This window comes from Polaromonas sp. P1_F4, assembly GCF_056405675.1.
On sequence record NZ_JBFUBP010000011.1, the window covers coordinates 58191 to 84349 of the forward strand.

Genomic DNA, 26159 nt, shown 5'->3' on the forward strand with positions numbered 1-26159 from the left:
CACGCCAGAAAGGCCTCTTCATGCCTGCCGACCTCGCCACCAATTCCGCCATCCACCCCATCCTCCAGGTCAAGCCGCTCGGCTTTCCGTGGGCAACGCTCGACCCGTTCCTCTTTTGCGTGTACCACGACGACGCCTACCCTCGCGGCAATGCGCAGATGGGCCCGGATGCCTCGCTCGCGGGGCGCAATATCGGCCAGGACTTTGCCCGCAAGGACGGCTGGAACATGTACCACGGCAGCACGGTGCCGGGCTTTCCCGCGCACCCGCACCGCGGCTTTGAAACCGTGACCATCGTGCGCAAGGGCCTGATCGACCATTCCGACTCCCTGGGCGCGACAGCGCGCTTTGGCCGCGGCGACGTGCAGTGGCTGACGGCCGGCAAGGGCGTGGTCCATTCCGAGATGTTCCCGTTGCTGGACCCGCAAAATCCCAATCCACTGGAGCTGTTCCAGATCTGGCTGAACCTGCCGGCGGCCGGCAAGATGAGCGAGCCGCACTTCACCATGTTCTGGTCGCAGGACATTCCGCGCCTGGACATCCAGGATGCCGAAGGGCGCGGCACCGAAGTGGCCGTGATTGCCGGCCGTATTCAAAATACCCAAACCGCGCCGCTGGCGCCGCCGCCGGATTCGTGGGCCTCGCAGGCCGAGGCCGACGTGGCGATCTGGACGATTCGCATGGCGCCCGGCGCCCGCTGGACGCTGCCCGCCGCAACGGGCGAAGGCACGCGGCGCCAGCTCTATTTTTTCAAGGGGCAGTCGGCGACGCTGGGCGGTCAGGCGGTGAGTGTGGACAGCGCCATCGAGCTGCGGGCCGGCGTGGACGCAGAGATCGTCAACGGCGGCGAGGAAGCCGAATTCCTGATGCTGCAAGGCAAGCCCATTGGTGAGCCGGTGGTCCAGTACGGCCCGTTTGTCATGAACACGCAAGCCGAAATCGCGCAAACCATGGCGGACTACCAGCGCACGCAGTTTGGTGGCTGGTCGTTTGGCGATGACGCGCCGGTGCATGGGCGGGAGCCGGCGCGCTTTGCGCGGCACCCGGGCGGACGCGAAGAGCGGCCGACGGGCGACTGACGGCCGAGCAGCACCTCGCTGCTATATTTTTAATAGCTGCCCGCGCTTGTTCTTAGCTGCTCCGGGGCACTTTTCGCATAACTCCGGCATTACCAGTCAACCTCCCCGCAGTACCCCCAGGCAATATCGGGTTTCGCAAACGCCGCCTGTGGGGTGCGGCAGCAGACGCCTAAACTCCCGCCAACACAAGGAGATGCCATGAGCCAGGAGCCCAACTCCCAAGCGGTCAAAAACGAACTGAATGCGCTGGCGCAGGCGTTCTTTCGCGCCGTCTCGTTTGAGCCCGGCAGCGTGCCGCCTTACGATGACATTCACGCGCTCTTCATCGACGCAGGCCTCCTGATCAAGAACACGGGGGCCGCGCCTGAGATTTCCAGCCTGCGCGAATTCATCGCGCCGCGGCAGGCTCTGGTGGACAGCGGCAGCCTCACGCGCTTCAGGGAATGGGAGCTGTCGGAAACCACACAAATCTTCGGCAACATTGCCCATCGCTACAGCGCTTACGGCAAGGCCGGCACGATGAACGGCGAGGCATTCGAGGCGCGCGGCATGATCTCGACGCAGTTCGTCAAAACGCCTGAAGGCTGGAAGATGAGCGCGATGGCCTGGGACGATGAACGGCCCGGCCTAAGTTTGCCGGACTGACTGGCCACTCAGAGAGGCATCAACCCTGCGTTGACCGCCGCCTCATCCAGCGCGGCAAAGGTCATGTTGTGGCGCTCCGTCAGCGGCCCGCCGCCGGGCACCACATGGCCGTCTGCGGTGTAGCCAATGGCCTTGAACTTCCACACGCCGCCAATCAGCTTGAGTTGGCCCGCCAGCTCGCCGTTGTCCAGATGAACACTCACCACTTGTTCGTTAATTTTTTTGAGGGTCAGGGGCATCGACATTAACCTTTCCGGGTGATGGGCGGCCGAAGTATTGCGCCAAGACAAAAAAAGCGCCCGAAGGCGCTTTCTTATTGGCGATGTCGAAGTGAATTACTTCGCCACCACGCGGACCATTTCCAGGCACTTGTTGGAGTAGCCCCATTCGTTGTCATACCAGGCGACGACCTTGATGAAGGTGCCGTCCAGCGCGATGCTGGCGTCAGCGTCGAAGATCGACGTACGGGCATCGCCGCGGAAGTCGGTGGCAACGACCTTGTCTTCGGTGTAGCCCAGGATGCCCTTGAGTGCGCCTTCGCTTTGCGCTTTCATTTCGGCGCAGATTTCCTTGAGCGTGGCTTCCTTGTTGAGCTCGCAGGTCAGGTCAACCACCGACACGTCGGAGGTGGGCACGCGGAAGGACATGCCGGTCAGCTTCTTGTTGAGCTCGGGGATCACCACGCCTACGGCCTTGGCCGCGCCGGTGGACGACGGAATGATGTTTTCCAGGATGCCGCGGCCACCGCGCCAGTCTTTGTTCGACGGGCCATCCACGGTTTTCTGTGTGGCCGTGGCCGCGTGCACGGTCGTCATCAGGCCGCGCTTGATGCCCCATTTGTCGTTCAGCACCTTGGCGATGGGCGCCAGACAGTTGGTGGTGCAGCTGGCGTTGGAGATGATCGCCTCGCCCTTGTAGGTCTTGTCGTTGACGCCGAAGACAAACATCGGGGTATCGTCTTTGGACGGTGCCGAGAAGATGACCTTCTTCGCGCCGGCGGCAAGGTGCTTCTCGCCGGAAGCCTTGTCGAGGAAAAGGCCCGTGGACTCCAGCACCACGGTGGCGCCGATGTCGCCCCACTTGAGGTTGGCGGGGTCGCGTTCCTGCGTCAGGCGGATCTTCTTGCCGTTGACGATCAGCGTGTTGCCTTCAACGGACACATCGCCTTCGAAGCGGCCGTGCACCGAGTCGTACTTCAGCATGTAGGCCAGGTACTCAGGCTCGAGCAAATCATTGATGCCGACGATTTCAATGTCGCCAAAGCTTTTGATGGCCGAGCGAAACACGTTGCGGCCGATACGGCCAAAACCATTAATGCCAAGTTTGATAGTCATCTGCTGTTGCTCCTGGAAGTTGAAATCTTGTTGAATTGGGCGGCCGTGTCCGTTATCCGCGTGTTTACTTGCGCAGTACCTTGCGCACGGTGTCGGCCACGTTCTCAGCGGTAAAGCCGAAGTGCTTGAACAGCACTGGCGCGGGCGCCGATTCACCGTAGCTATCGATGCCCACCACGGCGGCGCAGCCGTATTTCCACCAGCCGTCCGTCACGCCCATTTCCACCGCGATGCGGGGGATGCCTTCTGGCAGCACTTCGGATTTGTACGCCGTTTTTTGTTTGTCAAACGTCGTGTTGCTGGGCATGGAGACCACGCGCACTGCGATCTTGTGGGCGGCGAGCAGCTCCTGCGCTTTCAGCGCGAGTTGCACTTCGGAGCCGGTGGCGATGATGACGGCCTGGGCCTTCTTGTTCAGGCCCACTTCGGCGGGTTCGGCCAGCACATAAGCGCCCTTGCTGATTTCACCGAGGTCGTTCTTCGGTGCGTAAGGCAGGTTCTGGCGGCTCAGCAGCAATGCCGTCGGCTTGTTCTTGTTCTCGAGCGCGACGGCCCATGCGACGGCGGTTTCGGCCGTGTCGCCCGGACGCCAGACGTCCAGATTGGGAATCAAACGCAGGCTGGCCGCGTGCTCAATCGACTGGTGCGTCGGGCCGTCTTCGCCGAGGCCGATGGAGTCGTGCGTGAAGACGTGGATGACGCGGATCTTCATCAGCGCGGCCATGCGGATGGCGTTGCGGCTGTAGTCACTGAAGGTCAGGAAGGTGCCGCCGTACGGAATGAAGCCACCGTGCAGCGCAATGCCGTTCATGATGGCGGCCATGCCGAATTCGCGCACGCCGTAGTTGATGTGGCGCCCGCCCGCGCTCACGCCTTCGGCATTGGCCGTCAGCACGACTTCGCCGTTCATGTCAAAACGCAGGTTGGGCGTGGACTTGGTGTTGGTGAGGTTGGAGCCGGTCAAATCGGCCGAGCCGCCCAGCAACTCGGGCAGGCCGGCGGTGAAGGCTTCGAGTGCGAGCTGCGAAGCCTTGCGGGAGGCCACGGTTTCGGCCTTGGTGTGCGCGCCGATGACGGTGTCGACAGCCAGTTGCGAGAAACTCTTGGGCAAGTCGCCCTTCATGCGGCGCGTCAGCTCGGCGGCGAGAGCAGGGTGCGCAGCCTTGTAGGCAGCAAATTTCGCGTCCCAGGCGGCTTCCGCAGCGAGGCCCTTGGCCTTCGCGTCCCACGCGTCGTAGGTTTCCTTCGGCACTTCAAACGGCGCATGCGGCCAGTTGAGGGCTTCGCGCGTGAGCTTGATTTCTTCGGCGCCCAGTGGCTCGCCGTGAGCTTTGGCGGTGTTTGCGCGGTTGGGCGAGCCTTTGCCAATGTGGGTCTTGCAGATGATCAGCGTGGGCTTGTCGTTCGATTTTTTGGCGCCTTCGATGGAGTTGGCCACCAGCTCGGCGTCATGGCCGTCGATAGGACCCAACACGTTCCAGCCGTAAGCGGCAAAGCGCACAGCGGTGTTGTCGATGAACCAGGGCGCGACCTGGCCGTCAATCGAGATGCCGTTGTCGTCGTACAGCGCGACCAGCTTGTTCAGCTTCCACGCGCCGGCGAGCGCAGCCGCTTCGTGGCTGATGCCTTCCATCAGGCAGCCGTCGCCCATGAACACATAGGTGTTGTGGTCGACGACGGTGTGGCCTTCGCGGTTGAACTCTTTGGCGAGCAGCTTTTCAGCCAGCGCCATGCCGACCGCATTGGTCAGGCCCTGGCCCAGCGGGCCGGTGGTGGTTTCAACGCCGGGGGTGTAGCCGTATTCGGGGTGGCCGGGGGTTTTGCTGTGGAGCTGGCGGAAGTTCTTGAGTTCGCCGATGGGCAGTTTGTAGCCGGTGAGGTGCAGCACGGCATAAATCAGCATGGAGCCGTGGCCGTTGGAGAGCACAAAACGGTCGCGGTCGAACCAGTTGGGGTTGTGCGGGCTGTGCTTGAGGTGGCGGCCCCAGAGGGCGACTGCCATGTCGGCCATGCCCATGGGGGCGCCGGGATGTCCGGAATTGGCTTGTTGAACAGCGTCCATTGCGAGTGCGCGTATCGCATTCGCCATCATTTGCGTATTGGCCATGTAGGCAGCTCCGGGAGGGGGAAAGATCAGGGGTAACCCGGTATTTTACCGTTTGGGCCCAGCCCGCCGGTTTGGCGGGGGTTTGGCCCCGATTTGGCTGGACGGCCCCTCGCCATGAACTAAAGTCGGGGGGATGCAAGGCCTTCACCTGACCGCCGACCTTTACAAATGCCGCTGCGACCCGGCCTGGCTGACCGACGCTACCCGACTGGGCGACTGGTGCGTGCAGGCGGTGCAGGCAGCCGGCCTGCAGGCCGTTAACCAGCTGTTTCACACTTTTCCCGACACCGTGCACGGCCCAGGCGGCATCACGGCCACTGTGCTGCTGGCCGAGTCGCATGTGTGCGTGCACACCTGGCCTGAACAGAAAGCCGTGACGCTGGACGTCTATGTGTGCAACTTCGGCGGCGACCACTCCGCCCGGGCACGCGGCCTGATGGATGCGCTGGTGCGCCGCTTTAACCCCGAATGGACCGAGCAGCGGTCGCTGGACCGGGGCGATACGCAATGACCGGCGCACCCATCAAGGCCATGATCATGGCCGCCGGCCGTGGCGAGCGCATGCGGCCACTGACCGACACCACGCCCAAACCCTTGCTGGCGGTGCGCGGCAAGCCGCTGATTGACTGGCAGGTTGAGGCGCTGGTGCGCGGTGGCTTTGCCGACCTGGTCATCAACACGGCCTGGCTGGGCGAGCAGGTTCCGGCCCATTTCTCGACCCATTCTTCGGTTCTTTCTTCAAACCATTTCGGGCTCCAGCCCAATAAGGACGGGCGCAAGCAGCTATCAATTTCATACTCGCACGAAGGCGTGGATTTTGGTGGCGCACTGGAAACCGCGGGCGGCATTGCGCGTGCGCTGCCGCTGCTGGGCGACATTTTCTGGGTGCTGGCAGGCGATGTGTTTGTGCCCGGCTTTGAATTCACCCAGGCCGCCGTCACCCGGTTTGCTGCAGGCAACAAGCTGGCCCACCTCTGGCTGGTGCCCAACCCCGCACACAACCCCCAAGGCGACTTCGGCCTGGGCCCGGACGGCTTGGCGCTGAACCTGCCCAAGGACAGCCCGCAGCCCAAATTCACTTACAGCACCATCGGCCTGTACCGGCGCGAACTGTTCGACAGCCTGCCCTTCGGCAACCCGCAGGGCCTGAAAGCCCCACTGGCACCGCTTTTGCGTACGGCGATGGACAATCAGGCCGTGAGCGCCGAGCTGTATGAGGGCGCCTGGACCGATGTCGGCACACCGGCGCGGCTGCACGAGTTGAACCAAACCACCACGATCTGAAGCACTAAAGCGGAACGCACATGAGCACCACCACGATCTACGAAAAACGCCGCGCCGCCATTGCCCGCGCCCTGAAGGCGGCCGGCGGCGGCATCGCCCTCTTGCCCACCGCGCCCGAATACCCGCGCAACCGCGACAGCGACTTCCCCTACCGCCACGACAGCTACTTTTATTACCTGACCGGCTTCAGCGAACCCGACAGCTGGCTGGTGATTGAGGCCAGCGGCAAGACCACGCTGTTTTGCCGGCCCAAGGACCTGGAGCGTGAGATCTGGGACGGCATTCGCCTGGGCCCCAAGGCCGCGCCCGCCGCGCTGGGTGTGGACGCCGCCTTCAGTGTGGAAGCGCTGGAAGAAAAAATGCCGCAGCAGCTGGCCAACCAGAGTGCGGTGTGGTTTCCGTTTGCCACGCACAAAGGCCTCGAAACACAGGTGGACGACTGGTTGAACAAGGTACGCGCCCGCGTGCGCTATGGCGCCGAATGCCCGCAAAGCCAGCACGATTTGTGCAAGCTGCTCGACGAAATGCGGCTGGTCAAAGACAGCCATGAAGTCGCCATCCTCAAGCGCGCCGGCAAGATTTCAGCCGGTGCCCACGTACGCGCCATGCAGACCTCCGCCGCCATGCTGCACAACGGTGCCAACGGGAAACTGAAGGGCGGCCTGCGTGAATACCACCTCGAAGCCGAACTGCTGCACGAGTTCCGCCGCCATGGTTCGCAGTTTCCGGCGTACGGCAGCATCGTCGCCGCCGGCGCCAACGCCTGCATCCTGCATTACCGCGCCGGCGACACCGAGCTCAAACCCGGCCAGCTGTGCCTGATCGACGCCGGCTGCGAACTGGACGGCTACGCCAGCGACATCACCCGCACCTTCCCGGCAGACGGCAAGTTCACGCCGGCCCAGCGCACGCTGTACGACATCGTGCTGGCCGCGCAGGACGCCGCGGTGAAGGTGACAAAGCCCGGTAAGCGCTTTCTGGACCCGCACGATGCGGCGACGCGCGTACTGGTGGAAGGCATGCTGGACACCGGCCTGCTCGACAAAAAGAAGCACGGCAAGGTCGACGACGTGCTCGAGTCCGGCGCCTACCGCCAGTTCTACATGCACCGCACCGGCCACTGGATGGGCATGGACGTGCATGACTGCGGCGACTACACCGAGCCCGGCAGCAAGCCGCGCGAGGAAAAGGACGCCCTGGGCCAGACCGTGATGCGCAAGCCCTCACGCATCCTGCGACCCGGCATGGTGCTGACCATCGAACCGGGCATTTATGTGCGGCCCGGCAAAAACGTGCCCAAGGAGTTCTGGAACATCGGCATCCGGATTGAGGACGATGCGCTGGTGACCGCCAAGGGCTGTGAGTTGATGACGCGGGGGGTGCCGGTGGATGGGGATGAGATTGAGGCGTTGATGAAGGGGTGATAGGGCGCGGGGTTCTGTCGCAGAGCTGGATGGACGTCTTCAAAAACGCTATTTATTTGATAGCTGCTTGCGCCCGACCTTATTGGGTTTGAGGCCAAAATACCTCTTGAAATGGGCCTGAAACGGGCCCGACTTCAATTTGGGATGCCAAAAATCTTCTCCTGGCGCGTTCGGGAGGTCTTTCGAGCCTTCTTTTAGACATCAGAAATGGCTTGGGGCCAATAGAGACGGGCGCAAGCAGCTATTGAATTAATAGCAACCTTTTTTGAGGTTGTGTTTGATTTCATTGGAGCGCGCGCTTCTTGGGACTGCTGGCCGGGGGTTGCCCGGCAGCAAGTAACTTTCTTTTGCGTCGCCAAAAGAAAGTCACCAAAGAAAAGGCGACCCTGCTGTCTGCGACCCCTTCGCTGCGCTACGGGGCAACCTGCGGTGCTCGGTTCAGGCGGGGTCTCGCTCGAACTCGCCTTCGGCTCAGACAATCGCGATCCCTGATCCGCCTGAACCTGCGCTCCTCGGCGCAGACAGAAGGGGCAATCGGGAGCGGGGACCGAAGACAAATACCAACTCCAATACCAACAAGGACACGCCATGGCGTGTCCTTGTTTCTTCAGGTATTCGGGGTTTTGTCTTTGGCTGTTGGTATTCCTTCCCCCAACCCCTTGTGTATGCGCCGAGGAGCGCAGGGCCAGACGGATCAGGGCAAAAACTTGTTTGAGCGAAGCGAGTTGTTTTTGACCCCGGCTGGACCGAGCACCGCAGGTTGCCCGTAGCGCAGCGCAGGGTCGCAGGAGCCAGGGTCGCCTTTTCTTTGCTTACTTTCTTTTGGCGAAGCAAAAGAAAGTGAGTTGCATGCCGGGCAACCCCCGGCCAGCAACACTCGGCAAAAAGCACACAGCCGGAACAAACCCAGCCAAAACAAAACTCAAACCAAACCCAAACCCATCCCCCGCAAATGCCCCTGCGTAAACGCCTCTTCAAACACCGAATACCCCGATAAGTCACCGTGCGCAAAATGCAGCCGCTGCCAGGGCGCCTGCAAACGCCCCTGCAGCGCCCGCAGAGCCGCACTGCTGCGCACACCCGGCACCGGCGTGCTCATCGCATGGCCATAGCGCATGATGTCCATGCGCGTGACCTTGCCGGGCAGATCAGGGTGCGGCACCGACAGCTCGGCCAGCACGCTGTCACGCCAGTGCGTCCAGGGTTTCTCGTACAAGGTTTTGCGCCCCGCCGGTTCAATGCCGAAGGCGCGGTAATACGTGAGCACCGTGGCCCCAGGCACGGCCTGCAGGCTCTGGTGCATGGCATCGACGTAACCCAGGCCTGCCTGCGCGGCGCTGTCTGATGCGTCCCCGCCGTAGATCACGTTGTCCCAGCTGGGTGCGGCGCCGGGCCGGTCGTGCAGCGCGGCCTGGATGTGCAGGTTGGCGACCAGCCAAGGTGCGTAACGCAACTGGCCGGCGGCTTCGCGCAATGCGGGCGGCGGGCTTTCCACCACACGCGCCGCCACAAACAGGGGCATGGCCAGGATGCACTGGTCGGCCTGCCAGCGCTCAATGACCTGGGTCGCGGCATTGAAGGCGTCAACCTCCACACCATGCCGGCCCGCAGCCACGCGAACCACGGTGCGGCCGGCGTACAGGCGTTCACCGAGTGGTGCAGCCAATTGGCGGGTGAGCCAGCCATTGCCCTCGGGCCAGGTGAGCACACCCGCTTCGCGCTCCGCAGAAGCTGCGTCGCCGGGCGCTTGAAAACCATGCCGGCTGGCGAAGTAATGGATGCCGGCCCAGGCCGATACGGTGTCCAGGCCCGCGCCGTAGTCGTCGCGGCAACAATAGTCGAGGTACCAGCGCAGCGGCGTACTGGTGAGTTGCTGCTGGTCCAGCCATGCCTTGAACGTCACGGCATCCAGCGCGCGGTGTTGCGATGCCAGGGGCACTCCGGCAACAGGAATCGGAAAAGTGGCCGCAGACGGGGCGTGCTGCACCAGCGCCGCAAAACGCCGGTACTCGGCCAGCACGGCAGCACCTGCATCCTGCAGGGGCAGCAGCCCTTCCTGCCACTGGCCGTTGATGAACAACCGCTCTTGCGGGCTGTGGCACAGATGGCGTTCGTCGTACACCCAGCGGCCGGCCACGCGCCGGCGCAGTGAAAGTTCTTCGAGCAAATCCTGGACGTCACGCGCCGCATCCCCGGGCACCGGCAGGTAGTGCGCGCCCAGCGGGCAGGGCACGCCACTGACCAAGCCTGCGCGGCTGTTGCCGCCGGCCTGGTCTTCCAGCTCCAGCAGCGCGAAGTCCTGCATGCCGCGCAGGCGCAGCGCGCGCGCCGCCGCCAGGCCGGCGACACCGCCGCCGGCAATCAGTACGCGGGTGCGCCGGGTGACGGAAGGGGCCGGCCAGGCACGGGCCCCGCCGGTCTCGTCAGGCCGAAGCAGATGGCCGCGCTCATGGTTTGCACCCACAAAACCGCCTTCAACGTGCGTGGCCTCCTTGCAGCCCAGCAGCGGGAGTGCAGAGGCGGCCAGGAAATCCCGGCGCTTCAATGCAGCACCTTGCCCCATTCCTGCTCGTAGCTGTGCACCAGTTCCTGGTTGGAGAGCCGGTTGACGGGCGCCGGCACGCGTGCCATGTCCACAGGGAAATCAAACAGCAAGGGCAAGGTCTGCGGGTCCAGAAAACGCAGGCCGGCAGGCAGGGTGCCCATCTGCGTCGTGGGGCTGAAAGGCCGCCGGCTGGCGACCACAAAACCCCATTCGCCAAAACTGGGCACATTGGCGTGATAGGGGGCGGCCTTGAGCCCGACGGATTCCAGCGTGCTCACCACCGTCCAGTAGCTGCGCCGCGCTACCAGGGGAGACGTGGTCTGGATGACCGCATAACCGCTGGCCGAAAGGTGCTGGTCGAGCAGCGCATAAAACGAGTTGGTGTAGAGCTTGCCGATGGAAAAATTGGTCGGATCGGGGAAGTCCACGATGATGATGTCGAACATGCCGGCGTTTTTGTCCAGCCACTGGAAGGCGTCGGCATTCACGATGTGTACCTTGGGTGACAGCAGCGCGTCGGCGTTCAGGCGCTTCAAGGCGGGCTGCTGGCTGAAGAGCTGCGTCATGGCCGGGTCCAGCTCTACCAGCGTGACGCTTTCCACACTGGGGTATTTCAGGACTTCGCGCACCGCCATGCCGTCGCCGCCGCCCAAAACCGCTACCGTCTTCGGCGCACCGTGTGCGCTCATCACGGGGTGCACCAGTGCTTCGTGATAGCGGTATTCGTCGCGCTCGGCGAACTGCAGGTTGCCGTTGAGGAAGAGGCGGTGGCCGGCGCGGCCGTTTGTCACCACGATGCGCTGGTAAGGTGTGGTGGCGGTGAAAATTACACGGTCCTGGTAGAAATGGTCTTCGGCCAGCGTGGTGATCTGGTTCGCGCTCACAAAGCCGGCGCCCAGTGCGCACAAGACACCCAGGCAAGCCAGGGCATGCGACTTGACGTGCCGCAGCTCATGGCGGAACAGCCACAGCGCCCACACCGCGACAGCCGCGTTCATGAGGCCGAACAACAGCCCGGTGCGGATCAGGCCCAGATGCGGCACCAGCACCAGCGGAAACGCCAGCGACACAGCCAGCGCGCCCAGATAGTCGAAGGTGAGCACCTGCGACACCAGCTCCTTGAGCGCCACATTACGCCGCAGGATGCGCATGACCAGCGGAATCTCCAGCCCCACCAGCGTGCCGACCAGCAGCACCATGGCGTACAGCAGGAAACGGAAAGCGCCAGGCACATAGGCATTTGCCAGAAATAGCGTGGCCGGCAGCGCACCGCCCACCAGCGCCACCATCAATTCAATGCGCAAAAAATGGGCCGGCAGCTGCCGCTCGAAGAACCGCGACAGCCAGGACCCAATGCCCATGGCGAACAGGTAGCTTCCGATGATGGTGGAGAACTGCAGCACTGAGTCGCCCAGCAGATAAGACGCCAGGGCCCCCGCCGCCAGCTCATACACCAGCCCGCACGCCGCCACCACAAAGACGCTGGCCAGCAGCGCGACCTCAAGAGGGCGCGGTGTGGTGGAGGGGGAGGATTCAGTGTTCAAAACAGACCAGGTGATAGCAGGACGTAAGTGAGGCGATGCGCAGCGAGCCGATCAACGACGGCGCCCAGGGCGTAGCGAGCGGGCCGCGGGCAAGGCGGACGGAGCGGACGAACCGGAACGTACTTGAAGTACGTGAGGATTCGGAGCACCGGACCAACGCCGCCCCCGGTCCGCGCAGTAGCCGGGAACTACCCGTGGATGGCGGCGGCTACTATTACGCAGATGCCTAACGCCATGGCGGCAACCACCAGCGCCAGCGCCACGTTCTGCTTCTCGACAATCTCCAGCCACAGGTCGTACGGTGTCATTTTGTCAATGATGACAAAGCTCAGCCAGAAGATGATCACGCCGATCAGCGCGAACAAAATCGAGCCGAGGAATGCGGCGGGTTTAAGCCATTCAAGTCCCATGATGTTCTCCAGAAAAAATCTGCCAGGTTGAATAGGAAGGGGCCGGCGTCATTTATGGCCGCCTCCGCCGGAAAATCCACCGAATGAGCCGCCTGAACTGCGCGAGCTGCTGGACGAAGAACAGTTCTCGACATTCGGGTCGCAGCGTGAGCAGCGTGTGACCAGCAACAGAACCACCAGTATCACCAGCACCACCACAACGATGGTGCCGCAACCCATGCCCGACGCGCTGCTCAGGGGTTTGGCGTCCGCGCGCTTGAAGAGGTCTTTTTTGCCTTCAAGCTTGAAAGCCCTGGCGATCAGTTCGCCGTCCTGCTTGCTGCCGCTGGACCAGGTGACTTCGTTCGGCGCCTCTTCCTGGGACAGCAATGCGCTGCCGCTGGCGAAATCGCGGTTAAAGGTTTTTTGCCCGCGCTGCACCTGCCAGTAGAACTCGCCGGCGGCATACGTGGTCTCGGCGCGGTAGCTGCTTTGCAGGCGATAGGTGGTCTTGAGGTAGGTGGCGCTGTCGCCACCCGTCTTGAAGGTGGGCGCGCCGGTCAGGGGCTTGACCAGGCTCCAGCCGTCGGTGGCGTCCACCAGAAAGGTAAAGCCGCGCTTGCGGTTGTAGAGCAGGTATTCATCCCAGCCGAAATGCTCGTCCGGGTCGTCGGGCTCGTACCCCATGCGGTGCTGGAACCCGACGACCTGCCATTGCGTGCCCAGCAACTGGCCCGTGCTTCCCAGTGCGATCAGCGGGGCGACCGGTTCATCCTGGATCGCATGCTGAAGCGCGGCGCCTGTGCCCTGGGTCAGGTCGATGAGGCTGTTGCAGGAACTGCAGGTGATGCTTTTGCTGGCAGCCAGTGTGACCGCCACCGTCGCTCCGCAGTTGGGGCAGCTGAACTGCCTGCCGCTTTCTTCCTTGGCAGACTCATCCTTCAGGCCAGCCAGCTTCAGTTCGTCAAGCAACACCGAGCGGCCCAGCGACAGCACCGGTGCGCCGCTACCGGATGCCGTGCCGTAGTCAACACTGAGTACATCGCCATCCGTGCTGCGCAATTCAACCACGGCAAAAGGCATGCCCAGCGCCGGCAAGCGCGGCAACTCGCCCTGGGCTGACAGCAGCACAACGCTCTCGTTGGAGGCCACACTGAAGGGCTTGGCATTGATCGCCGTGGTGGCGCCGATGCGAAAGTTTTCTGCGGGCGGTACGGCGCGCTGCAGGCTGGTGGGCCGGCTGAACACATACGCGCCGTTGTCCTCGCTCAGAAAGGCCGCGCTGCCGTCGTCCAGGATGGCATACCACTCGGTCCAGGTTCCCTGGGCGTACTTGTATTGCAGCCGGCCCACGAGCGTGAAGTTGCGGCCCTGCCAGACCCCGGAGGCCTGCAGCTGCAGGGGGCTGAAATCGTTGAACAGCTCGGCCATCTTGCCGATGCGCGACAGCGTGTCGCCGTCGCGCACGACGGTGCTCTGACAATAGCCGCACACCGCATGGGTGGATTGCGCGCTGCGGAATTCAACAGGCGCACCGCAGCCGGGACACGGCGCGCGGTAGGCGCGTTGCGAGTTGATTTCAGTCACAGCGGCAGCAGGTCAGCGCCAGTCAGAGGACCCGCGCAGCGAAGGGCCGCCCCGAGCAAGCGACGGCCCCCTCGGGGGGCAGCGACCCACACGAAGTGGGAAAGCGTGGGGGCCACATTCTCAGACCAGTTTTTTTAGCAGCTCGGCCTTCTTGGCGTCGAACTCGTCCTGCGTGAGGATGCCCTTTGTCTTGAGCTCTCCCAGCTTCTCGAGCGTGGCCATGACATCGTCCGGCTTGACCGCCGCGGCGGCGGCAGCCGAAGCCGCCTGGGCTGCGCCGCCCTGCAGGCCCTGCTGCAGGTTTTGCGCCAGCACCTGGCCCAGCGCCACACCGGCACCCAGGCCCATGGCGTCACCGGCAATACCGCTGCCGCCCCCGCCGCCTTCGGCGAACTTCGGGATGGCCTGCGCCGTCTGGTACTGCATGAACTTGCCCATGTCGTTACCGACCATGCCCATGCCTATTTTCTGGTCGAGGATTTTCTGCAGCTCTTCGGGCAGCGAGAGGTTCTGCACCGTCATGCCCTCGAGCTTCAGGCCTATCTTGGCAAATTCGGGCACGAGCTGCGCCGCCAGCGCCTGCGCAAACACGAGCTGGTTCGCAGCCAGGTCGAGGAAGGCAATGTCGCTGGCTGCAATGGCGGCGGAAATGTTCTGCAGCACCAGGCCGCGCAGCTGTCCGTCAAGGTCGGCCGTGGTGTAGCGATCGCGTGTGCCTGAAATTTCGGTGTGGAAAAGCTTGGGGTCGGCAACACGGAAGTTGTAGTTGCCGAAGGCGCGCAGCCGCACGGCACCGAAGTCCTTGTCGCGAATGGTGATGGGCTGGGGCGTGCCCCACTTCTGGTCGATCTGCTGGCGGGTGCTGAAGAAGTAGACGTCGCTCTTGAAAGGGGACTCAAACAGCTTGTCCCAGTTCTTGAGGTAGGTCAGCACCGGAACGGTCTGCGTCGTCAGCTTGTACGTGCCGGGACCGAACACGTCGGCAATTTTGCCTTCGTTGACAAAGACCGCCATTTGCGATTCGCGCACGGTGAGCGAGGCGCCGTACTGGATCTCCATGTCGGCCATCGGAAAACGCCAGGCCAGTGTGCCGTCGTCGTCCTCGGTCCACTGGATGATGTCGATGAACTGTTTCTTGATGAAGTCCATTAAGGCCATAGCGCGCTCCCTTGAGTGGTTGTCGGCCACATGATACCCGCCGATAACGACGTTTTTACGTTATTTACTGGCCCTGACCGCCCCCAGTGCAGTTCAGGCCGCGGCCCTGCTCCGCGCAGTCCTGCGGGACCAACCCGGCACTGCGCGGATCAGGGAACCCTGCCAGGCGGAAAGTCGGCACATCGGCCGCAACGCCGCCTTCGGCATCCTTGATGCCGGCGGCGCGCAGGGACTGTTGACGGCGCTCATCGCCTGCCAGGACTGGCAGTGCCGTACCGTTCACAATGCGCGCGTCACCGGTACGCTCCGCGGTACTGGCCGGGGCCGGCGTGATATTGGCCGTCGTGGCGGCCGCCGTATTCTGCAAGGTGTAGTTGCCGGCATCGGCGCCCGACAGGGTGATGCCGGTAATGCTGACGGGCTTGCCATTGCCGACGGCAGGCGAATCAAAGTTGCCGGTAGCCGCCCCCACGGTGAGAACGTCCGCGCCTATCCGGCCGGTAAACGCCGCACCGCCCGTTGCCAGCGTGGCTGATGTGGTGCCGTCCTGCACCTTGTTCGCGGCGGTGATGCCGCTGACATTCGCAATCGAAGCCGGCGTGATATTGGCCGTGGTGGCCGCCGTGCTGTTGGCGCTGTAGTTGGCTGCATCGGTACCGGTGATGGCAATGCCACCGACGTTGACGGTTTTGCCCACGCCGGCGTTCTTGTCGACAAAGCTGGCCGAGGTGTTGCTGGCCGCGAGTACATCGCCGGCGACCCTGTTGTCGGCCAGTGTCACGGTTGCGGCAGTGCCGCCGTCGTACACCTTGTTTTGGGCCGTGGCACCCACCGTCAGGGCGCGTTGCGTGATGTTGGCGGTGGTGGCGGCCGTGGTGTTGGCGCTGTAGTTGCCCGCATCGGCGCCGGTGAGGGCAATGCCGCTGACGTTCACTGTCTTGCCGGTGCCGACGTTCTTGTCGATAAAGCTCGCTGCGGTATTCGTGGTGGTCAGCACATCGCCGCTGAGACGGTTGTCGGTGAGCGTGACGGTAGCAGCAACGCCGCCGTCATAGACACGGTTCTGGCCGGTGGCACTGACCGTCAACGCGCGCGGCGTGATGGTCAGCGCGCCATTGGTCAAGGCCAGGGTGTAGTTTTCGCTGTTGGTCCCTACGCCGGCAGTTATAGCCACCGGTCCGGCCGCCACGGCTGTCCGGTCAACGGCTGTGGTGGTGTAGTTCACGCCCAGGCCGGCGATCGTGTCACCGTCGATCAGCCCGCTTACCAAGCCGGTCAGCAGCGGGTTGGTGTCGCCATACACCTTGGTCTTGTTGTCGGCCGTAACCGTCAAGGTCGGCGCAACGCGGTAGAGGAAAGTATTTGCGCTGCCGGCCGGTACATAGCTGGCGTCGCTGTTGTAGCGCTTGCTGTAACCGGCAACGCCCTCGAGCGTGGTGCCGGGGTCACCGCTGTAGACGAGGTAGCGGCCGGATGCGGCCACGATGCCGCCCGCGCCCACATTGTTGATGAGCTGGCCGCCGGTGCTGACGCCGGCCGCATTGGCGCTGCCGGCCTTGAGGACCACGGCATCGCCGGTGGCGGAAGAATTCACGGCATTGTTCAACGTGAGATTTGACGCCGCGCCGGTGGTTTCAATTTTGACCGCGCCGGTGGCCGTTACGCCTGCTGTCGCACCGACCGTGCCCACAATCAGTGCGCCGGCCTGCCTGTAGTCCACGCTGCCGGTGCTGGCGGCGAGCGTGGTGACGGCATTGCCCGAATGGCCCAGCGTGTAGGCACCCCCCACGCCCGTCAACGCAAGCCCTGACGCCGTGATGGCTGCGGTCTGGCTGACCGCACCAGTCGCAGTCAGGCTAAGCGTGCCGGTGCCGACGTTCGATCCCAAGCCGCCAACACCCAGGTTGATGGCACCAGTGCTTCGCACGAAAGCGTTGGCATTGCCGGTGGTGTTGACGCTCAGATTGGTGGCCGCCACATCGATGCCATTGCTGGCGTTGGCGCCGATCTGACCGTTGGCGTTGAGGGTGACGTTCTGCGCGGTGATGGTTTGCACGCCCACATCGTTGATGGAACCGGCATTGAGCGTAAGCGTCTTTAAGGCCAGGTTGACCGGGCCGCCAATGGTCATGGCACCGGTGCTGGCGGCATCGCCGATGACGATGGGGCCGGTGGCACCGGTGGCAATGGCGGTGAGCTCTGCAGCGGTGAGGTCAAACCCGGCCGCGCCTGCCAGCGACATGGTGCGACTCGCAGTTTTGGCTTTGAGTGTCAGCACGCCGCTGGTGGTCAAGGCGTTGTTACCGGTATTCGCGGTGATGTTGACGGTATCTGCCGTGATGCTGATGGGGCCGCTGCCGGCCGTCACATCGAAGTTGTTCTGGGTGTAGGCGCCCGTGCCGGTGTCGATGGAGACAGCGCTATTGGTGGTGTTGAGGGCGCCTGCCACCGTCACGGCGTTGTTGCCGTTATTGAGCGTGAAGCCGCCCGCCGCCGTGATGGCGTTGAGGGTGACGATGCTGTTGGCCTGGGTGCCTAGGTTCAGCGAACCAGCGCCCGTACCGGCCACCGTCAGTGAAGCAGCCGCTATAGCTCCCGATTGCGTGATGTTGCCGTTGGACTGCAGGCTCAGCGCGCCCGTGGTGTTGATCGCTGCAACATCAAAGCCGGTGGCGTCCCGGTAGGAGATCGCACCATTCGCGTTCGCGGTATCGGTGAGGTTACGAGCGCGCAAATCGACCGTGTTCACCTGGTTGGCGGCATTGCTGAGCGTGATGTTCGCCGTACCCGCGGACAGCGTCTTGGCGATCAATGTGGGTGTGGTGATCGCGCCCGTCTGGGTGATGGCACCGCCGGCTGCCAGGGTCAGGCTGGTGGCCGCGGTGACCGCACCCAGTTGCAGCGCGTTGACGTCCTTGATGCTGACGTCGTTGCCCGAAACAACGCTCAAGGCACCGGAGAAGTCGTTGGCCGGGTTGTCCAGCGTCACGTTATTGGCTGCGCCGGCCGTGATGCTGGTGGTGCCGCCTGCGATGACGGCACCGGTCTGCGTGACAGCGCCACCAGCCACCAGCGTGAAGCTTCCGGTTGCGGCGCTGCCACTGCCCGCGTTGATGCCGCCGATCACCACTGCATTGGCATCGGTGTAGGCGATGGCCGCGGCGGTGCGATCCGCGTCCGCCGCATTACGGGTTTGCAAAACGATGCTGGCTGCATCATTTCCTGCGTTGGTCAGGGTAATGGCCGCTGGCGTGTTGTTGAGTGTCTTGGCCGACAGCACGTCCGCCTTGATCGCACCGGTTTGCGCGATGGCGCCTCCGGCCACGAGCGTGACGTTCCCCCCAGCGCCGGCGCCGTTGTTGATGCCGGAAATGCTCACGCCATTGACGTCCGTGTACTGGATGGCTGCGGCACTATTGGCGCTACCGGCGGCATCCCGTACCTGCAGGTTGAGGGTGGCGGCGTTGTTGGCGGTGTGGTTGAGCGTGATGGCCGCGCCGGCATTGTTGCGGGTCGTTGCGGTCAAGGTACTGGCCATGATGGCGCCGGTCTGCGTGATGGCGTCACCCGCCACCAGCGTCACCGCGCCTGCTGTGCCGCCCGTGCCGCTGTTGATGCCGGCTACCGAAACAGCATTGGTGTCGGTGTAGAGGATCGCGGCGTTCGCGTTCGCCGTCCCAGGCGCTGCGACCGTGCCAGTTGCAACTTGCAGATTGACGGTGGCGGCATCGTTGCCGGCGTTGGTCAAGGTGATGGCTGAGCCCGCTGCGCTATAAGTCGCCACATTCAGAGAAGGAACCACCAACGCGCCAGTCTGGGTGACAGCGCCCCCGGCTTTCACGGTAAGACTGGAGGCTACCGTCGATGCCCCCAGCACAATGCCGCTGGCGTCGCTGAGCGCAACGTTGTTGCCGCTGGCCACAGCAACGGTGGTGAAATTGTTGGTTGCGGTGGTCAGCGTGATGTCGTTGGCCGCCCCTGCTGCCAGCGTCATGGCACCGGTCACCGTCACTGCGCCTGTCTGGGTGATCGTACCGGAAGTGTTGATGCCCAGCGTGCCCGAAACGGTGGAGGCGCCCAGCGCCAGCGCGTTAGCGTCTACCAGGGCGACGTTCAGCCCAGAGGTCACCGACACCGCGCCGGTAAAGTCGTTGCCCGTGTTGTTCAGGGTGATGCTGTTGGCCGCGCCTGCTGCGAGGGTGGTCGCACCGGCCACGGTGACGGCACCGCTTTGGGTCAATGCGCCATTTGTGGTGACGACCAGGGTTCCGCCCACCGTCGAGCTGCCCAATGCCAGGGCATTGGTGTCCCGCAGCGAGACGTTGTTGCCGGAGACGACCGAAACCGCGCCTGTGAAGTTGTTGGTTGCCGTGTTCAGCGTGATGTCGTTGGCCACGCCCGCAGCAAGTGTGGTGGCGCCTGTCACGGCCAATGTGCCGGTTTGCGTGATGGCGCCGGAAGTGCTGACACCCAGCGCGCCGGACACCGTCGATGCGCCCAGCACCAGTGCGTTGGCGTCGGCCAGACTGACGTTCAGCCCCGAGGTCACGGCCACAGCACCGGTGAAATCATTGCCCGCATTGTTCAGCGTGATGCTGTTGAGCGCGCCGGCCGTGAGGGTGGTGGCGCCGCCCACGCCAAGCGCGCCGTTTTGAGTCAAGGCGCCGTTCGTGGTAACGACAAGGTTACCGCCCACCGTCGAGCCGCCCAATGCCAGGCTATTGGTGTCGCGCAACGAAACGTTGTTACCGGAAACGATAGACACGGTGCCCGCGAAGTCGTTGGTCGTGGTGACCAGCGTGATGTTGTTGGCCGCACCCGCGGCCAGCGTGGCAGCGCCCGTAACCGCGAGTGTGCCGGTCTGCGTGATGGCGCCGGAACTGTTCAGGTTCAGCGTGCCGGAAACCGTCGAGGCGCCCAGCGTCAGCGCGTTAGCGTCGGTCAGCGCGACGTTCAGCCCTGAGGTCACGGAGACGGTGCCGGTGAAGTCGTTACCCGCGTTGTCCAGCGTGATGTTGTTGGCCGCGCCCGCAGCGAAGGTGGTGTTGCCGCTTGCGATGATGGCGCCGGTCTGCGTGACGGCGCCGGTGGCCATAAGCGCGAGGCTGCCTGTTGCCGCACTGCCACTGCCCGCGTTGATGCCGCCGATCACCACTGCATTGGCATCGGTGTAGGCGATGGCCGCGGCGGTGCGGTCGGTATCTGCCGCATTTCGCGTTTGCAAGACGATGCTGGCCGCATCATTTCCGGTGTTGGTCAGCGTGATGGCTGCCGGTGTGTTGTTCAGCGTTTTGGCGGACAGCACGCCCGCCTTGATTGCGCCGGTCTGCGTGATGGCGCCGCCAGCCACCAGCGTGACGTCGCCGCCTGCGCCTGTGCCGGTGTTGTTGATGCCCGAAGTGCCGAATCCATTGGCATCTGTGTACTGGATGGCCGCGCCCGCGTTGGCCGCACCAACGGCCGCCACTGTACCGGTACGCGATTGCAGGTTGACAGTGGTCACGTCATTGCCGGCATGGGTCAACGTGATAGTGGCACCGGCGGCATTGGCCGTGCTTGCAGTCAGCGTACTGGCCTTGATGGCGCCGGTCTGTGTGATGGCGTCGCCGGCCAGCAGCGTCACCGCGCCTGCTGTGCCGCCCGTGCCGCTGTTGATGCCGGCTACCGAAACAGCATTGGTGTCGGTGTAGAGGATCGCGGCGTTCGCGTTCGCCGTCCCAGGCGCTGCGACCGTGCCAGTTGCAACTTGCAGATTGACGGTGGCGGCATCGTTGCCGGCGTTGGTCAAAGTGATGGCCGAGCCAGCCGTGCTGTAAGTCGACACGTTCAGCGCGGGTGCAACCAGTGCGCCCGTCTGGGTGACAGCGCCCCCGGCTTTCACGGTAAGACTGGAGGCTACCGTCGATGTGCCCAAGGCGATTCCGTTGCTGTCGCTGAGCGAGACATTGTTTCCGCTGGTCACGGCCACGTTGGCAAAGTTGTTGGTCGCCGTGGTCAGTGTGATGTCATTGGCCGCGCCCGCAGCCAGCGTCGTGGCACCGATCACCGTCACTGCGCCGGTCTGGGTGATCGCGCCGCCCGCGTTGATATTCAGCGTACCGGACACCGCCGAAGCACCCAGGCTGATCGCATCGCCGTCTGTCAGCGCGACGTTGCGACCGCTGACGGTTGAAACTGCTCCGCCGAAGTTGTTGGTTGCGTTGTTCAGCGTGATGTCGTTGGTGGCTCCTGCTGCGAGCGAAGTTGCCCCGGTCACGCTCAGTGCACCGCTTTGCGTCACGGCGCCGGCGGTGACGACAGTCAGGGTTCCGCTGACATTGGAAGCGCCAAGCGCCAGTGCATTGGTGTCGCGCAGCGAGACGTTGTTGCCAGAAGCGACCGACACGGCACCCGTGAAGTTGTTGGTGGTCGTGGTCAGCGCGATGTTGTTGGCCGCGCCCGCAGCCAGCGTGGTGGCGCCTGTCACGGCCAATGTGCCGGTCTGCGTGATGTCACCGGCGGTGCTGATGCCAAGCGTGCCGGACACCGTCGATGCGCCCAGCACCAGGGCGTTGACGTCGGCCAGACTGACATTCAGCCCCGAGGTCACGGCCACAGCACCGGTGAAGTCGTTGCCGGCGTTGTTCAGCGTGATGCTGTTGGCCGCGCCAGCCACAAGGGTGGTGGCGCCGCCCACGGCAAGTGCGCCGCTCTGGGTCAAGGCGCCGTTGGTGGTCACCGCAAGGGTGCCGCTGACCGTTGAAGCGCCAAGGTCAAGGGCATTCGCGTCACGCAGCGAGACGTTGTTGCCAGAAGCGACCGACACGGCACCCGTGAAGTTGTTGGTTGTCGTGGTCAACGTGATGTTGTTGGCAGCGCCCGCCGCAAGCGTGGTGGCGCCGGCGACGATCAGGGCGCCGCTCTGCGCGATGGCGCCAGTGGTATTGACGCCCAGCGTGCCCGAGACGGTCGAGGCACCCAGCGTCAGCGCGTTAGCGTCGGTCAGAGCGACGTTGCGGCCGCTGACGGTTGAAACTGCTCCGCCGAAGTTGTTGGCTGCGTTGTTCAGTGTGATGTCGTTGGCAGCTCCTGCTGTGAGCGAAGTTGCCCCGGTCACGCTCAGGGCGCCGCTTTGCGTCACGGCGCCGGCGGTGACGACAGTCAAGGTTCCGCTGACGTTGGAAGCGCCCAGCACCAGCGCATTGGCATCGCGCAGCGAAACATTGTTGCCCGACACAACCGACAGATCGCCCTGGAAATCATTGGTGGCCGTGTTCAGGGTGACGCTGTTGGCTGCGCCTGCAGTGACGGAGGTGGCTCCTTTGATCACAAGCGCGCCGGAGGTCTGCGACACGGCGCCGGTTCCTGAGATGGTCAGGTTGCCAGTGCCAATGCCGCCCGTCGTCGTAATACTGCGAAGCGTCTTGGCCGCTCCCGCGATGGCGACATCACCACCGAAAGTGGACAAGGACCCGTTTATGCCGAAGGCGGTGGTACCCACAGCGTTCAGGTTGGTTGACAGCGAAGCGGCCGTCGAAGTGATGGCCGCGTTGATCGCGATGTTGCCGTCGGCGTTGAGGGTCAATGAGCGGGCGGTGGCGCCCGTATATGCGATGTTGTTGGAAACCGTGATGTTGCCCGTACCGCCTGTTCCCGGCGAGGTATTAACGATCACATTGGCGCCCGCGAGTTGGCCGAGCAGGGTACCGACATTCAGGTTGGCCGTGCCGGTGCCGCTCTCAAATGTGGGGCCCGCGCCCAATCCACCCGAGTCGGCGACTGAAGAGATCGTGATATTGGAGGGATCCAGCAAAAGGGTGCCGGTGCTTCCGTTCGCAGCGGTCAGGTCGGTAAAGCCGTTGTAGTCAAGATAACGCTTGCCCGAAACCTCGGCCATGCCGCCGTTGCCTGCATCGCTGCCGGCATGGGCCGCAATGCGGCCGCCGAAGCGGGTGGTGTCGTCGGCCCACACCACCACCTTGCCGCCGTCGCCGCTGCGGTGGGCGCTCGCGTCAATCCGCACCTGCTCGCCCACAAAAGTGGCTGTCGCATTTTGCTCAGGGCCCCGGCCCTGGTAGTTGCCGCCGACCAGCGCCGTGCCCCCGCCTGCGTCTCCCGAGACATCGATGAGGGCGGTGCCTGCCAGTCCCACCTTGTCGCCTAGGACCTTCACGGTGCCGCCGGTCTGTCCGTTTTCAACACCTGCGGCACTCAGCTCGCCGGTCACATGAACCACACCAGTGCCACCGCCGCTCAGCAAAATCGTGCCGTTGCGCTCCACCGCCGAGTTGGCACGTATCACGCCGGACTGGTTGATGACGGTGGCCAACGCATCGCCCATGGCACTGGCCAGCACGGCAACCTGGCCGCCCGTGGCCGTGATACTGCCGCTGTTGGTGATCGCGGCCTGCGCGGCCGCGGCGTCCACCGAGAAGCGCACCAGGCCTGTGCCCGAAGTGTCGACCGACACGCGGGAGCCTGCCAGCAGGCCAACCGAGCCAGCGTCTGCGGTGATGGCACCGGTATTGCTGACCTGGGGTGCGGCCAGCAGCACGTAACCGCCGCGCGCAATGTTGATACTGCCGTGGTTGTCCACCGGGCCGGAGCCGTTGCCGCTGAAGGTGTAGCGGCCCGCCATGAAGTCGCCGTTGCCGATGTCGAGACTGGAGGCGACGAGCCCGCCCACATTGACCTGCGCCCCCGGGGCGAACATCACGCCGGACGGGTTGATCAGGAAGACCTGGCCGTTGGCGCTCAGCGAGCCGAAGATGGACGAGGCGCCGTTACCGATGACGCGGTTCAGCGCGACGGACGAGGCGCCCGGCTGCACAAATTGCATGGACTGGCCGACGCCGATGTTGAAGCTTTGCCAGTTGAGCACCGCCTTGTCGCTGGTCTGGTTGACCACCATGGCGTTGGCCGACGGCGTGCTCACGCTGGCCTGGCCGGCCACCACCTGGGCACCTTCAGGCAAGGCGGTGGCCCAGGGCGAGACAGCCGCCAGCAGGGTTGCAAGCAGGCGCGACAGCCTGCGGTCGCTGCGGATGCGGTAAGTGGCCGAGAGCTTGCGCGACAGGCGGACCACCACCGTGCGCACGGACCAGGGGCGGTAGGCGGCGCGAGCTGAAGAAGTGGGGGCGGTCATGATGGGTATGCAGAGCAGGGGTTGGGGCCGGGCTAGAACCAGGTTTGAAGCGAAAGCCATGCGCGCGGCGCACGGTCCGGGTCGCCGGTGGACGGCAGCGCCGTCGTCGTGCGCCAGGCCAGGTAGGTCTTGACCAGAAATTTGCCGGGCTGGCCCAGCGTGGCGCCCACACCGACGGAACCGAGGTTCAGCGTGTTGGCATTGCCCGGCACAGTGGGGCCGTTCTGGTTGAAGCGAATGCGCCCATGGTCATAGAAAGCCAGCAGGGTCAAAGGCTCACCCCAAACCGTTGGCGCGAGCTGGTAACGCGACTCCAGGTTCAACAGGAAACCTGTATCGCCGACGCCTTCGCCCACCGGGTAGCCGCGCACGCCGTTGGGCCCGCCCAGGACCATTTTTTCGGCCGAGCTGAGGTTTTTCGACGCAAGCTGAGCCTGTGCCGCGACGTGAAAGCTGTAAGCGGCATCAAAAAACTGGGAGCGCTGGAATTCCAGGTTCAGCTTGCTGAAACCGCCCGCTGTGCGCAGGCCGCCGAGGCCGTCGTCAAGCGCCTGATCGGCAGCATTCAACGTGAGGCGGCCGAAGGTGGCGTTCACGGCATAGTTGTTCAGGCTGCTGCCGCCCGCCAGCTCGTCGATGAAGTTACCCGCCAGCCCCAGCCTGAGCGCGACGATGTCGCGCTCGCTTTTGAGTGCAGGTGTGCGCGTTTCGTCAACGAGCTTTTTTTGCTCTGCACTGATGAGGCCGTACAAATTGTTGGCGCGCCCGCGCAGCAGGGGGTGGGACAGGTTGAGGCCGAGAATGTCGGCCCGGCCGCTGGCCCCCAGCGGCTCGAATTGCTTGCCCAGCGCGTAATCCAGGCGCACCGCGCTGACACCCACCCGCGTGCCGTAAGCGCCGACCGGCACGGTGTAGCCGGCGCGGTACAGGGTCGAGCCAGCCTGGTCGCTTTGCTGGGTGCTCAAGGCCAGCACGTCACCGCGCCCCAGCAGGTTGTTGAGATTGGCACTTAACGTGACACGCGCGGCACCAGCGGCGCGCGCGCCATGGTTGTCTACGCTGACCGAGCCGTCGGCGCGCGGCCCTTTGCCCTGCACGGTGATCAGGACATCCGCCAGGCCCAGGCGATCTCCGGGCTCGACCGTAGCGCCGGCGTCATATCCCGCCAGGTCGCGCAGCAACAACACGGGCTTGTCGAGTGCGTATTCGGTAACGGCGTCACCGGAGCGCAGCTGGCTGCCCACCAGTTCTTCCGCAAATGTTTTTGAGATGCCGGCGCCGTCGACACGCACAGTGACGCGGCCGACCCGCGCTTCAATGATGGTGATGGCGACAGTCCCGCCTTCCGCGGGAAACGCCTGCTCGGGCAGGTAGGCCTGCGTGAGCAGATAGCCGTTCTGCCGGTAAAGCGCGCTGATGGCATTGGCGGCGTCTGTGAGGCCGGCCAGATCCGTGGGCCGGTGGAGCCGGCTCGACAGCAAAGCCGCAAGTGCTTCACTGGAGAAAACGCTGTTGCCGGAAAAACTGAACGCCGCCGGCGTGATGCGCGCAGCTCCGGCTGCTGGCTCCGCAACCCGGGGTGGTGTCAGTTCGGGCAGTGGGCCGCTACGCGGGGGTAGCAGCGGTAACGAACCTTGCGGCTCCAGCAGCGTTCCGGCATCGGGCCGCACGTCCACGCGGGCCTGCGCCAGCGCAGGGACGTCCAGGGCGATACATGCGCCCAGAACCCCCCAGGCGAAAAGCCTGGATGCCAGAAAGACTGAACTGCGCAAGGAGCGACCTTTCGGTGGACAAATGAAACAAAATGTTTTATTGGTTGTAGCGCTTTAGCCTTACGCTGTCCAATATTTTTCGCTGGAACTCCTTCCATTTTCGCTGTAAGTGTTTGTTTTTGCACGATTATTTAAGCTCTTTAGGAAAATAAAGGGGCGCGCTCAAT

15 protein-coding genes and 1 other RNA gene are annotated in these 26159 nt (G+C 63.9%); 5 read left to right on the forward strand and 11 right to left on the reverse strand.

Annotation, left to right across the window (positions count from 1 at the left end):
- Window positions 1-20: 20 nt before the first annotated feature.
- The gene (locus AC1DYQ_RS19450; protein ID WP_477688170.1) at window positions 21-1079 is read left to right on the forward strand and encodes a pirin family protein; all 1059 of its coding nucleotides are present in this window, start codon (window positions 21-23) and stop codon (window positions 1077-1079) included.
- Window positions 1080-1277: 198 nt separating this feature from the next.
- Window positions 1278-1724, forward strand: coding sequence for a hypothetical protein (locus AC1DYQ_RS19455; protein ID WP_477688171.1), 447 nt, complete (start codon window positions 1278-1280; stop codon window positions 1722-1724).
- Window positions 1725-1732: 8 nt separating this feature from the next.
- On the opposite strand, the gene AC1DYQ_RS19460 is transcribed toward AC1DYQ_RS19455, so the two are convergent.
- From AC1DYQ_RS19460 to tkt, 3 genes are all read right to left on the reverse strand, one after another.
- Window positions 1733-1963, reverse strand: a complete 231-nt coding sequence (locus tag AC1DYQ_RS19460; RefSeq protein ID WP_477688172.1) for a hypothetical protein — start codon at window positions 1961-1963, stop codon at window positions 1733-1735.
- A 96-nt stretch (window positions 1964-2059) separates the two neighbouring features.
- The gene (gap, locus tag AC1DYQ_RS19465) at window positions 2060-3058 is read right to left on the reverse strand and encodes a type I glyceraldehyde-3-phosphate dehydrogenase (RefSeq protein ID WP_477688173.1); all 999 of its coding nucleotides are present in this window, start codon (window positions 3056-3058) and stop codon (window positions 2060-2062) included.
- A gap of 64 nt (window positions 3059-3122) precedes the next feature.
- Entirely contained in the window at window positions 3123-5165 is a 2043-nt protein-coding gene (tkt, locus tag AC1DYQ_RS19470; protein ID WP_477688174.1) for a transketolase, read from the reverse strand.
- A gap of 133 nt (window positions 5166-5298) precedes the next feature.
- On the opposite strand from tkt, the gene speD reads away from it, so the two are divergent.
- Genes speD through AC1DYQ_RS19485 form a run of 3 tightly spaced genes read left to right on the forward strand, consistent with a single transcriptional unit; the run spans window position 5299 to window position 7873 of the window.
- Window positions 5299-5676 (forward strand): adenosylmethionine decarboxylase, encoded by a 378-nt coding sequence (speD, locus tag AC1DYQ_RS19475; RefSeq protein ID WP_477651193.1) that lies wholly within the window; start codon window positions 5299-5301, stop codon window positions 5674-5676.
- The gene (locus AC1DYQ_RS19480; protein ID WP_477688175.1) at window positions 5673-6449 is read left to right on the forward strand and encodes a nucleotidyltransferase family protein; all 777 of its coding nucleotides are present in this window, start codon (window positions 5673-5675) and stop codon (window positions 6447-6449) included. The genes speD and AC1DYQ_RS19480 overlap by 4 nt, the downstream gene beginning before the upstream one ends.
- 20 nt (window positions 6450-6469) lie before the next feature.
- Window positions 6470-7873: an aminopeptidase P N-terminal domain-containing protein gene (locus AC1DYQ_RS19485; RefSeq protein WP_477688176.1), complete on the forward strand. Its 1404-nt coding sequence runs from the start codon at window positions 6470-6472 to the stop codon at window positions 7871-7873.
- A gap of 922 nt (window positions 7874-8795) precedes the next feature.
- Here AC1DYQ_RS19485 and AC1DYQ_RS19490 read toward each other — a convergent pair.
- The 8 genes from AC1DYQ_RS19490 to AC1DYQ_RS19525 form a co-directional block, all read right to left on the reverse strand.
- Window positions 8796-10436: an FAD-dependent oxidoreductase gene (locus AC1DYQ_RS19490; protein WP_477688177.1), complete on the reverse strand. Its 1641-nt coding sequence runs from the start codon at window positions 10434-10436 to the stop codon at window positions 8796-8798.
- On the reverse strand, window positions 10415-11962 hold the full coding sequence (locus tag AC1DYQ_RS19495) for a polyamine aminopropyltransferase (protein ID WP_477688178.1): 1548 nt from the start codon (window positions 11960-11962) through the stop codon (window positions 10415-10417). Before AC1DYQ_RS19495 ends, AC1DYQ_RS19490 begins: the two co-directional genes overlap by 22 nt.
- 59 nt (window positions 11963-12021) lie before the next feature.
- Window positions 12022-12096, reverse strand: a non-coding RNA gene (locus AC1DYQ_RS19500) — sX9 sRNA.
- Window positions 12097-12150: 54 nt separating this feature from the next.
- Entirely contained in the window at window positions 12151-12372 is a 222-nt protein-coding gene (locus AC1DYQ_RS19505; RefSeq protein WP_007871890.1) for a DUF350 domain-containing protein, read from the reverse strand.
- Between the two features lie 48 nt (window positions 12373-12420).
- A complete protein-coding gene (locus tag AC1DYQ_RS19510; protein WP_477688179.1) occupies window positions 12421-13938 on the reverse strand; it encodes a DUF4178 domain-containing protein in 1518 nt (505 codons plus the stop codon).
- Between the two features lie 120 nt (window positions 13939-14058).
- Window positions 14059-15096 (reverse strand): SPFH domain-containing protein, encoded by a 1038-nt coding sequence (locus AC1DYQ_RS19515; protein ID WP_477688180.1) that lies wholly within the window; start codon window positions 15094-15096, stop codon window positions 14059-14061.
- A gap of 64 nt (window positions 15097-15160) precedes the next feature.
- Window positions 15161-24220, reverse strand: coding sequence for a YDG domain-containing protein (locus tag AC1DYQ_RS19520; RefSeq protein WP_477688181.1), 9060 nt, complete (start codon window positions 24218-24220; stop codon window positions 15161-15163).
- A gap of 32 nt (window positions 24221-24252) precedes the next feature.
- Window positions 24253-25992, reverse strand: a complete 1740-nt coding sequence (locus AC1DYQ_RS19525) for a ShlB/FhaC/HecB family hemolysin secretion/activation protein (RefSeq protein WP_477688182.1) — start codon at window positions 25990-25992, stop codon at window positions 24253-24255.
- Window positions 25993-26159 lie beyond the last annotated feature (167 nt).